This is a genomic window from Parabacteroides acidifaciens, assembly GCF_003363715.1.
In the GTDB taxonomy this organism is placed as follows: domain Bacteria; phylum Bacteroidota; class Bacteroidia; order Bacteroidales; family Tannerellaceae; genus Parabacteroides; species Parabacteroides acidifaciens.
The window spans coordinates 16,002-27,941 of the sequence record NZ_QREV01000032.1 but is presented as its reverse complement, the minus strand read 5'-3'; the positions used below and the strand labels follow the sequence as shown (position 1 = coordinate 27,941).

Annotated in this window: 6 protein-coding genes; 1 reads left to right on the top strand and 5 read right to left on the bottom strand. The window is 45.5% G+C overall.

Annotated features, from left to right (window positions below):
- Window positions 1-45: 45 nt before the first annotated feature.
- From DWU89_RS13175 to DWU89_RS13165, 3 genes are all read right to left on the bottom strand, one after another.
- On the bottom strand, window positions 46-2,412 hold the full coding sequence (locus DWU89_RS13175) for an ABC transporter permease (protein WP_115500093.1): 2,367 nt from the start codon (window positions 2,410-2,412) through the stop codon (window positions 46-48).
- 142 nt (window positions 2,413-2,554) lie between these two features.
- Window positions 2,555-4,930, bottom strand: a complete 2,376-nt coding sequence (locus DWU89_RS13170) for an FtsX-like permease family protein (protein ID WP_115500092.1) — start codon at window positions 4,928-4,930, stop codon at window positions 2,555-2,557.
- Between the two features lie 22 nt (window positions 4,931-4,952).
- The gene (locus DWU89_RS13165; protein WP_115500091.1) at window positions 4,953-7,340 is read right to left on the bottom strand and encodes an ABC transporter permease; all 2,388 of its coding nucleotides are present in this window, start codon (window positions 7,338-7,340) and stop codon (window positions 4,953-4,955) included.
- A 722-nt stretch (window positions 7,341-8,062) separates the two neighbouring features.
- Here DWU89_RS13165 and DWU89_RS13160 point away from each other — a divergent pair.
- Window positions 8,063-9,226, top strand: a complete 1,164-nt coding sequence (locus DWU89_RS13160) for an MFS transporter (protein WP_115500090.1) — start codon at window positions 8,063-8,065, stop codon at window positions 9,224-9,226.
- Window positions 9,227-9,230: 4 nt separating this feature from the next.
- Here DWU89_RS13160 and DWU89_RS13155 read toward each other — a convergent pair whose 3' ends face one another.
- Both DWU89_RS13155 and DWU89_RS13150 read right to left on the bottom strand, forming a co-directional pair.
- Window positions 9,231-10,346 carry a glycoside hydrolase family 88/105 protein gene (locus DWU89_RS13155; RefSeq protein ID WP_115500089.1) on the bottom strand — a complete coding sequence of 372 codons (1,116 nt, stop codon included), beginning with the start codon at window positions 10,344-10,346 and terminating at the stop codon, window positions 9,231-9,233.
- A gap of 131 nt (window positions 10,347-10,477) precedes the next feature.
- Window positions 10,478-11,929: an alpha/beta hydrolase fold domain-containing protein gene (locus DWU89_RS13150; RefSeq protein WP_115500088.1), complete on the bottom strand. Its 1,452-nt coding sequence runs from the start codon at window positions 11,927-11,929 to the stop codon at window positions 10,478-10,480.
- Between the last annotated feature and the right edge of the window lie 11 nt (window positions 11,930-11,940).

Sequence of the window (11,940 nt, the reverse complement as noted above, 5' to 3'; positions counted from 1 at the left end):
AACAAGACACCCGTACCGGGCAAACGTAACATCTCTTTTCTCTAATTATTCCGATTTAAGACTGTCCACCGGATTCGAATTTGCGACAAGCCATGCACGGCAAAGGACACTGACGACGATCAACAGATAGACAAACATCGCCCCCGCCAGGAACATGAAGAATCCGAGAGATGCCTTTCCGGAAAATTGTTTCAGCCAGCCGGTTCCGGAAAAATAGGCGATCGTTATACCGATTACGATAGCCGGTATCGCGATATAAGAAATATCTTTGGATATCATTTTCAAAATGCTCCATGCCGAAGCCCCGTTCACCTTACGGATTGCGATCTCGCGTCCGCGGCGGTTCGTTTCATCGCTGGTATATCCCAATAAGCCGATCAATGCGATGATCAAGGTCACGATACCTCCGATCAAAACCGAATCGCGGAACGTACGAGAATCTTTGTACAGGTCTATCATATCCATATAATAGGCAGTCACATTGACACTGCGGTCCGGCATGATGCTTTCCAGCACGCCCTGCGCTTTCTTTATGTTTTCGGGTGACATTTCATGGAATTTAATCAGGATTTTCGGTGCATACTTGTCATAGAATAACACTGTCGGGCGTAAATCCGGATTGCCGGTACTACCGATGCATACATCTTCAAACACACCGCAAATTGTAAGCGGTTCTCCGTTCTGGCTGTGCTCCGTTACGACGATGTTTTTTCCGACAGCGCTACCCGTCCAACCTGCCACCGTCTCCATTTTCTTTACAAAAGAGCGGCTGACCATCACTTTGTCTTTAGCCGAGCCATCCGAGCGGAACACTTCGCCATCGACGATCGGAATCTCCATCAAAGAGAAGTAATCATCCTTTACCCAATACATATCGGCGATGTTGAACAACTCGCGATCATCACCGGGGAGCAAGACATTATTTCCGGACATAACCGAAATCGGCAAATCGTAGCATGCTGAAACTTTATCTACTTCAGGCATCTTACGCAGCTCTTCAATCGCCGTGTTGCGAACCGATTCTTCCGCACCCTGCGTATCGCAATAGACCAATTTGTCGTAAGCATATCCGGGGCTGACGTTCACCATATAATCGTATTGCTTATTGATGACAGACAACAACGCTACCAGATAAGCAGTCGCCACAAACTGTATAAACAACAGGCAGAGCTTCCAATAGCGACGCGACTCTTTAAAATTACGGAATGCGGCGGCAACCGGAATACGCAGGAATATATATGTCGGAATCAACGCGGTAATAAAGAAGATCATCACACAGATGCCTACTAAAACCAAGATCGTTTGCGAAGAAAATAAAGCCCCTAAAGAAGCTCCCAACAATTCTTCAACCTTTCCTCTGAACAGAATAACAAGGAAAGCCGCGAGCAGAAGGGATATCAGCATATGCAGGCAGGTCTCCGACATAATCATACCGAACAGATTTTTGTCGGAGGCGCCATAACATTTATGGACAGCCACCTCCTTCGTCCGGTTAATCAGCGTAGAGATCACAATCAGAACATAATTCATGGCAGACGTCAGGATAAGAACGAAAGCAAGCAGGATCAACAGGGAATTCATACTCTTTACTTCACTGCTGTTGCTATGCATATCCATCAACGGAACCAGCGTGTAAGTCAAGTCGACTCCGGCCTTTTTCACCTCTTCCAGGTCACAGTGCCGCCCCTGCATCTCACGGATAGCGGTCGTCAGGCTTTCCGGGTCCGTCCCGGGATAGAGCTTCACATATCCCAAATAGCGGTCATTCCCCAGCCAGTTTTCCCGGCTCCACTTATTCATGCCTTCCAGGGAAGCGACAATCTCAAAACGTAAGTGGGAGTTTTCAGGAACATCCTCAAACACGCCGCCGATCGTATAGGTCTGTCCCGGACTGGATTCAAACTCGAACTTCTGTCCCATCGACTTCTCTACACCACCAAGCAAATCGGCTATACGGCGTGAAATCATCACATAGCCCGGACGCGCCAGCGTCGTTTTCGGATCACCGATCAGGATCGGACGGGGAAGCAAATCGAAGACGTTCGTATCGCCCATTACGACGTAACGCGCCGAATAACGGTTCTTGTCTTCTGTCCTGAATATCTCCTTGTCGCCTCCGATATATGTCAGGCGGGTAGCCTTCTCGACTTCCGGAATCTCGGCCTGCATACCGGGAGCAACACCGCCGCTTACCTGCGGATAGGTCTTATATTCATTCTCCCGGATGACATTCTCATGTAACCGGTAAATACGGTCACTGCCGGGATAGAACTTATCGTAAGAACTTTCAAAACAGACTTTGGATATAAGGACAAGCCCCATTGCCAGCCCGACACCTAATGACAAAATCTTAATCCCATTACTCCGCCCTTTCTTAAAAAGCGAACGTATTGCTATGTTCCAGTTTCTCATATCTTGTATTTTATTATTTTCTGAACATACAGGTTCAAAAAACGTGCCAAAACAGGCAATATGCTAAAATACAAACATATACAAATAAGTTAATCCCCGAATAGTGTCCAATTATTTGACAATGGTGTATAAATATTTGACACTATTCCGACTTCAGGCTATTCACCGGATCATCGTTCGCCGCATTCCAAGTTCGATAGACAATACACACGATAACAACCAGGCAGACAAACAACCCGCCGGAAACAAACATCCAGAGACTGAGCGGTATCTTTTCTATAAACTGCTCTTGCCAGCGTTCCGCGACATAATAGGTAATGATACATCCTAACACGATAGCAGGCAGGGCGAGCCATAAAATATCGGTCAGGAACATAGTCAGTATATCTTTCAATGTAGCCCCGTTCACCTTCCGGATAGCCAGCTCTTTACGGCGACGGTTCACCTCGTCGTTCGTATAGCCGATCAATCCGATCATGGAGATAAGCAGCGTGATAATGCCGCCGATCAGGACCTGGTCCCTGAACTTCCGGGAACTGCTGTACTGCTCTACCATCGAGACCGAATAAATCGAAAGCTTCATATCCTTATCCGGGATAAGTTCCTCTAACTTGTCATTTACTTTTGCAACGGCATCCGGGGTTATCTGATGGAATTTTACCAGCAGGTAATCCAGGGGCCGCTGCCGGTAGAACAATACGGAAGGCCGATCGTCCTGGCTGATAAGTGAGCCGATACGGTAATTTTCATACACCCCGCAAATCGTATAAAACTTAGAATCATAATTGGCATGTTCCGAAATATAAATGGATTTGCCGACCGGGCCGTCAGACCAGTCCGTAAACTCTTTCATCTTTTCGACAAAAGCGCGGTTAACCATCACTTCATCCGATTTCGGGATATTCTCCGTAAACGAACGTCCTTCGATGACAGGAATCTCCATCAGTTTCAGAAAACCATTGCCGGACCAATACTGGTCTGCGATATTAAAAAGTTCTTTATCAGATTCGGGCAAAGCAATATTATTACCGGCCAGACTATCCCAAAAAGGCAATATGGTCGATGTCGTCACCGCCTCCACTTCCGGGATGCGCATCAGTTCGTCCAACACCTTGTAACGAGTCGTCGAGTCGATCGCCGATATGCTGCAATAGGCCAGGCGGTCATAAGAATAGCCGGGATTACTGTTCACCATAAACATGTGCTGCCTCCCCACAATGATAAGCAGCGTGACCAAAAAACCGGCTGCAATAAACTGTAGGAACAACAGGCCGAGTTTCCAGACACGGCGGCTTTCACGGAAATTACGGAAAGCGGCTGCCACCGGAATACGTGCAAACAAAGCTCCCGGCACAAAACCCGTCACCAGAAAAACAACCACACATACCGCCAGCAGGATCAACGCTCCTTTCGAGAACAACAATCCTTCGACAGAAACATCCAGCAATTCGTGTATCATATCCCTGCCCAGAAAAATCAAAAAGACAGCCAACACGATCGAACAAACCATGTGCACCAGTGTTTCAGACATCATCATATTGTGGATATTCCCTTCCGAAGCCCCATACGATTTATGTACGGCAATCTCTTTCGTCCGGTTCACAATCGAAGAAATAGCAATCAGGATATAATTCATCACAGCCGTAAACAACAAGGCTAAGGCCAGGATAGCCAGCATCATGACCATGCTTTTCACCTCGCCTGATTTCTTATGCAAATCGAGAATCGGTTTCAATGTATAGGTCAGTTCCATTCCCCACCTCTTCATATCCTCCGCATTCTGATGGCGAAGCGCCATATCATGTATGGCCGGCGTAAGACTTTCGGCAGTGACGCCCGGCACCAGGCGTACATACCCTTTATAACGATCGTTACCCAACCAGTTCTCCAAACTCTCCTTATCCATTCCTGTCATGGAAACCAACATATCGTAACGCAGGTTGGCGTTCTCCGGTATATCCTCGAACACGCCTCCGATCGTCACTTTCGTTCCCGGATTATTATCGGGAATAATCGTCAGCCCCTCGACCTTCTCAATTCCGCCCATCTTTTCCGCCAAAGAGCGGGAAATCATCGCATACCAGGGTTTAGCCAATATTTTTTTCGGATTCCCGGACAGGATAGGACGCGGAAACAGATCAAACACATTACTATCCGCCATCATGATAAAACGAGCCGAATAACGTTCTTTATCAGAGGTTGAAAACAAAGATTCATCCCCTCCGATATAAGTAAGGCGGGTAGCAGCCTCCACACCGGGTACCTCATATAGCATACCGGGAGCTACAGCGCCGCTTACATTATAATAATCCGACTCCTTGCCATCTTGGCTATAATTTTCATAAATCTGATAAGTCCGGTCTGCATCCGGGTAGAAAGTATCGTACGACTGTTCAAAATAGATTTTGGCAATTAAGACCAAAGCCACCGACAAGCCTACGCTCAGCGAAACAATCTTCATCATGTTGTGCCTTCCTCCCTTGAAAAGCGAGCGAATGGCTATATTCAAATTTCTCATATCTATTATCCTTTTATATATACTATTCCGACTTCAAACTCTTCACCGGGTCCTCATTCGCAATACTCCAGGTACGCGCTACAACCATAACCAGGACAACCAGCCAAATTGCCAATGCAGAACCCGCAAAGATAAAGACGCTTAACGGTATCTTTTCGGAGAACTGTTGCAACCAGTTTTCCCCCATCCAATAAGAACTCATGACTCCTAAGAGCACGGCCGGGACAGCCATATAGAGTATATCTTTTGATATAATCTCCATGATGTTAGCTACTGTCGCACCATTCACTTTACGGATCGCGATCTCTTTGCGACGGCGGGTCGTTTCGTCCGCAATATATCCGATCAGCCCGACAAGAGTGATCAGGAAAGTAACCAAGCCGCCCAGCATAACGGAGTTACGGAACAACCGGGAAGCCGAATACATATTGATGATACTCGCTTCGTAAGAGTTTACCGAAATATCTTTATCCGGAAGAAGCTTCTGAATGGTATTCTCAATGAGTTTCATATTCTCGACCGTAACATTCCCGTGCAATTTCATTGAAACTACATGACCCGGCTTGCTTGAATAAAACCAGACCGTCGGCGGCATAAGGTAAGAGTCGATCGCTCCGGCCCGCACTTCATCATAGACACCGATAACCTCAAAACCATTCGGATCATTCGGGTCACTATGTTCACTTATACGAAGTTTTTTTCCGATTACACCATCCTTCCACCCATGGACCAACACCAATTTTTCCGCTGTTGCCCGGCTGATCATTACGATACGTGCCGAATCGGAGTATGAGCGGTCAAAGGCTTTTCCCTCTATTACTTTTATACCCATCAACGGGATATAGTCGGCATCCATATATCTCAGATCTCTAATATGCAAAGCGATCTCATCAGATCCGTCCCGGTAAATCATATTTCCGGCCCCTCCCCAAACCGGCAAGTCGTCTGAAGCCGCTACCGCCTCCACTTCCGGCAGTTTCTCCAATTCATCCATAACCATCCGGACCGCAGAACTCTCTACTCCGGAAAGAGACGCATATATAACCCGATCGTATGAATATCCGGGATCATCCGTCACCATCCTCTGATACTGCAAACCGATAATTGCCAGCAATGTAACCAAAAAACCGACGGCAACAAACTGGACAAACAGCAATCCTTTTTTCCAAAGCCGGCGCGATTCGGTATAGGACCGGAAAGCAACCGCCACCGGTACGCGGGAAAACAAATAAGAAGGAAACAGGCCGGCAAAGAGAAAGACCAACAGGCATACACCCACCAGTAACAAAATCGTCTGCCAGGTAAACAAAGCACCCAAAGAAGCCTTCAACAATTCCTCCACCATTTCGCGAAGGGCAAGTATCAATAAGGCAGAGAGTAATACGGAGGCAAACAGGTTCACAAACGTTTCGGAAAAGATCATCCCCGATATGTTTTTACCGGAAGCACCGTAGCATTTATGAATGGCAACCTCTTTAGAGCGGACAACTAATGAAGAGACCATCAGTAGGATATAATTCATCAAAGCCGCAAACAAAATGGCAAAAGCAATCAATGACAACATAACCGCCATCCCCTTTACAGCCGAAGAGGTTGCATAGACCTCTTTAAGGGGTTTTAAGGATAAACGATAAGTCATTCCCATCTCTTTCAACTTCGCGGAAGGAACGTGGCGTTCCAACATCTTGGCCATTTCAGCCTCCAATGCCTCCTGATCGGCTCCCGGCTGAACTTTAACATACCCATGATAGCTATCTCCACCCCACCAGCCATTCTCATTACTCCAACCCATCACTTCCTTAAACGAACATAACGACAAAAGCACATCATATTTTAAATGCGAATTTTCAGGAACATCTTCAAACACACCGCCAATCGTGATTACTCGACCGGGGTAAGAGGCCAACTCAAACGACATACCGGTTACGTCTTTTCCCTCCCCTATCCTTTCGGCCAAACTTTTGGATACAAGCACATACAAGGGTCTCGAAAGAATCTGCTTCGCATCTCCCGATAGCACTTTTTGCGGCAGGACATCGAAAAAGCATTCATCTACCAGCAGGAAATCGGCTTTATACTTATTCTTATCAGGCATGAAAAACACTGAATTGCCCAATGAAAAACCACGAGTGGCAGCGACCACTCCCGGAATCTCAAGTTTCATCCCCGGCGCAATGCCTCCACTGACATAGTCCAGATCGTCCATAACCCTTTCACCTATCGAGACATTCTCCCGTATCTGATAGATGCACTCGCTATCCGGATAAAAATCATCATAGGAAAGCTCGAAACAGACTTTGGCGATCAGCACCAAGCCCATTGCTAACCCTACCCCCAATGATAAAATCTTGATCCCGTTACTCCTGCCTTTTTTGAAAAGAGAACGCAATGCGATATTCAGGTTTTTCATATCAGTTTGTTTTTTATCGATTTGACATTAATTCCATATCCATTGAAAAACAATCAAAAAACATGCCAAAAGAGATAAACAGCTAACACGCAAACACTTATATATAAACCTTAATTTCCATTCTGTCTAATATTTGTACACCACTGTCTAATTATTTGACACATCCCCACCTGTGCAGGGGGGGTTATTGTATAAAACGTATTTTTCAAGATCAAAAGACATCCGAAACAAAATAAATGTTAATCCGCTTTTTGGACCTCAAAAAGGGACTTTTTCGCCTTTTTTGAGCGTTTTCAACAATTATGACCGTCCTCTTTGCCATTGTGACCGTGCTAATGTGTAGTGCACTCGGCACCTCGCGAAGATTAGGACGGTCGTAATGGCGATTTGGACGGTCGTAATGGAAAAGAGGACCGTCTTTAGGGCAAAAAAGCACCTGAATTTCCTTGAGATATTTGGGACGCCGTCCGTTTTATTTTCAAATATTCGATTCTCCGGGAGTTAAGCTTTATCACTTTGCCGGCCTTTCCGGTTTCCGGCAATCAAATTGCATGCTTTTCAGAACAACCTCGGCACCTCCTTTCATCTGTTGTCAGACAAAAAGGGCAAAACCATGAAAAAAGTCAATCCAAAACCGATCAGAATTTCGGACGAAATAGAAAAACGGCTGAAATGGGGGTTATTGTATTTTGTTTTAATTTGCATTTCGTACCTTTGCAGGCATGAAACGGAATATACTGGCGCTCTATCTGATTAAACTCTCCAAATGGTTTACATTGGTCATGCCTATCATCGTGCTTTTCTATGAAAAACATGGATTAGGATTGCAGGATGTGTTTATTCTGAAAAGTGTCTATTCGGTAGCGGCTGTGGCGTTAGAGATTCCTTCCGGTTACCTGGCTGACGTATGGGGACGGCGCAAATGTTTGATATTGGGGTGTATCCTTTTCTTTTTCGGGTACTTATGCTATTCCTTTACCTCCACTTTCACCGCATTTCTTTTTGCCGAATTACTGTTGGGAACCGGACAAACATTGGTGAACGGTGCCGATTCGGCTTTGTTGTACGACACAACCGCCCAATATAAAAAAGAGAACTTATATCTCCGGTATGAAGGACGCATCACGATGATCGGCAATTTTGCAGAGGCCGTTGCCGGCATATTCGGCGGGCTGTTAGCTGCTTATTCGCTTCGTTTTCCTTTTTACGCACAGGCCGTTATTGCCTTTACGGGTATTCCGGCGGCATTTGCACTGAGGGAGGTCAACCGTTCGAACAAGATCCAAAATCCGGTCAATGAGATTATGCGAATCATTAAATATTCGTTGGTCACAAATAAAAAACTTTGCTACAACATCATGTTTTCCGGAATCATCGGGGCGGCAACACTGACAATGGCCTGGTTCGTACAGCCGGTATTGATGTATCTGAAAACCCCTATATCCTGGTATGGCATCATCTGGACGGTCCTGAACCTGACAGTCGGCCTGGCTGCCCTCTGGTCGGATCGGGTAGACCGCTATTTCGGGCCGCGCAAGATGGGAATCCTGATCCTTGTCGTGATCGTAGGCGGTTATGTTTCGCTTGCCTTCAACCTGACATACGCCGGACTTGCCATCCTGCTCGTCTTCTACGTTTTCCGTGGTTTCGCCACTCCGATCCTGAAAGGCTACATCAACCAAATGACCTTTTCCGACATGAGAGCGACAGTGCTTTCCATCCGTAACTTCATTATCCGCCTGATGTTCGCTGCTATCGCCCCCTTTATCGGTTGGCTGAATGATATGTACTCGCTCCGGATTGCCCTGCTGGTTTCAGCAGGAATTATCCTGGTACCGGGCGCGCTCTTCCTCGGGTTGCAGTTTGGGAAAACGGAAGAGGGATAATTTTTTACTCACATAACAAAGCATATGTACACCACAACATCGGAGCCTGTCCGTGAAAATCACCTGCAACGCGGGGACGATCATAATAATATTGGAGATCATTCTGCTTGTTCGTTCCTACGCAAACCTCTTCCACGTCGCCATCCTTATTGATATAGGGGACTAAAGCAATCCAGGCTTTCCGGGCCACCGGACCATATTCCGCAGCATCCAGCCAACCTTTTTTCACGCCCATAATCATAGCGTATGTAAACATAGCCGAACCGGATGTTTCCGGCCAACAATCTGCCTTATCAACCAATTGATTCCACATACCACTTTCACTCTGGTAATCTTTCAGATTTTTCATCATCAACCGGTATCCTTCCAGAATCCGGGCACGATCCGGATTGTCTTTCGGAGTAGACAGTAACAACTCTGCCATGCCGGCAGCCATCCATCCATTGCCTCTGGCCCAAAAATAAGGGACATCGGGAGCATGATAGAACAGTCCGTTCGGACGCTGTAATTCATTCAGATAAACAACCATTTCTTTTGCTGCACGGTCTATATATTCACGTTTACCGGTTGCATGGTAGGCTTGTGCCTGAACGATCGTAATCATAAACATATCATCAATCCAGAGGCGGGTTTGCCAGGATAAACCTTTGTCGGCCCAAGCTTTTTCTTCCGGTGTAGCACCGGCCGGCAAAGTCCATTGCGTATCGGCATACGGCATACCGAGTTCCAGATACTTTTTATCGTTCGTCACTTTATAAAATTCAAGAGGCAGACATCCGAACATATTCAAATCCACATGGTTCATGATAGGCTGATATGCTTTTTCTGTCGTAAAAAGTAAATCAAAACGATCCTGAAGTTGTTTCACCAGCTTTTTATCTCCAGCCGCCTCTGCATATCTTAACGCACCGTACCAGGTGCAAACCTCGGCATAATGAATCCATTTGCCTCCATGCAACATATGTTTGGAAGGAATAAAACGCTGGCTTAAAATCGTTCCGACTTTTTGAGGAGAACACTCCGCAGGCAAGTCCTTAAAATAATCTTTCTGCGCACTCACAGATTGTACGGAAAACATAAACAGGCATATAGCCGCAAAAAACTGAATAATGTACTTCATGGTCTAAATTTAAAATAATCAGTTAATAATCAAAGAATCGGTTACAAATATAGGACATTACCGACAAAAGATCAAAAAATATTGATTACTCTTTTATGATTATAATCTTATATTAAAAAGAATCATGAGACCTATAGAAATCCATATCTTCTCAAAAAGTTATCCGTCAATTTCCGGATTTTATAATAATCATCTGTAAGCGGTTTTCTATATAAGAAGATCGGATGCCCGGCATCTTCAAAGAGGTGAAGTTCACAATCTACTCCATTTTGCAAAAGCTTATCCCGGTAGGATTCGACGGCTTTGACCGATACGATAGGATCTTTCGTGCCAAGCAATATCAGAGTGGAAGGAGTTGCTTTCGATACATGATGGATCGGTGAAATTTTTTCAAAATCCCTTTCGATTTCCGGAAAACCATAGCCTCGCGAAACCATATCTATAACCGGATAATATAACACGGAAAGGTTCGGCCTGTAACCTGCCGGAACAGCCCCATCGCTACCGATCGTTCCGAGTGCGGCAGCCAAATGACCTCCGGCTGAACCGCCCGCTACGGCAATCTTATCCGGATCAAGCTGATAATCCGAAGCATGGCTACGCAACCAGCATATCGCATCTTTGGCATCCTCGAAACTCTCAAACGGAGTAGAATGATGCAGATATTCTATCCGGTAATCGACCGATATGGCAACCATTCCCTCTGACGCATAATAAGCACATTCGCGATAAAACTGGATTGGAGTGCCTAATTTCCAGCCACCCCCAAAGAAATAGACGATAGCCGGTCGTTTCTCTCCGCCTTTTATATCTTGAGGTTTAAAGATATGGAGTGCTAAAGAATCACCGTTTTCTAAGGTTTTATACCGGGTTATTTCAGGTGAAAAAGTGATTTCAGACGGAGCCAACACTTTCTTTAGAGCATTAAACCAGACAGTAGCCATCTTCTCTGCCCCCTCTTTATTCGGATGAACTTTATCGTAAATCGTATATTTCTTCCAATCAAACCCTTCAGCCTGGTTAACTAAACAGATATGGTCCGAATGTAATTCGGAAACCATTTCCGCTATCTTCTCATTCAACTCCGGAATATAAGAATACTTGGGCAATTTACCGCTTGGTATTACTTGGGCAATCAAAATACGAACATTCGGATTGATCGCCTGTATTTTGTTGATAATAGACTTGTAAGAAGCAATCATTCCAGAAACAGGTTTCTCTTCCACAAAATGGTTATGCCCGGCATGAAGCAAGACGATATCTGCCGGATAAAGCCGGTAGATACTGTCGATCTTCGACTCTAAAAACTCCACATTCTTGCCGCTGAAACCACAATGACTAAGCGTCCCGATCCGGCATTTACTCTCACGAGGACCGATGAAATCAAACTGATACCCGGCCGTAAACAATTTCTCCCAAAGCGGAAACAAATAGCAAGTGAAGTAATCTGATCCTTCCGTAATGGAATCCCCTAATCCCATTATGGTAAACCGTTCCTGTTTCTTTTCCTGTCCGGCAAGCGTAACCGAATAAGAGAATAAAGAAAAGAATAACAGAAAGAGATAAAGCTGTCTGTATTTCATGATTCTCAGGT

Bases quoted from the DNA above. Each gene is read 5' to 3' on its own strand.
- DWU89_RS13175 (WP_115500093.1), bottom strand. From the start codon at position 2,412: ATGAGAAACTGGAACATAGCAATACGTTCGCTTTTTAAGAAAGGGCGG.
- DWU89_RS13160 (WP_115500090.1), top strand. From the start codon at position 8,063: ATGAAACGGAATATACTGGCGCTCTATCTGATTAAACTCTCCAAATGG.
- DWU89_RS13170 (WP_115500092.1), bottom strand. From the start codon at position 4,930: ATGAGAAATTTGAATATAGCCATTCGCTCGCTTTTCAAGGGAGGAAGG.
- DWU89_RS13165 (WP_115500091.1), bottom strand. From the start codon at position 7,340: ATGAAAAACCTGAATATCGCATTGCGTTCTCTTTTCAAAAAAGGCAGG.
- DWU89_RS13155 (WP_115500089.1), bottom strand. From the start codon at position 10,346: ATGAAGTACATTATTCAGTTTTTTGCGGCTATATGCCTGTTTATGTTT.
- DWU89_RS13150 (WP_115500088.1), bottom strand. From the start codon at position 11,929: ATGAAATACAGACAGCTTTATCTCTTTCTGTTATTCTTTTCTTTATTC.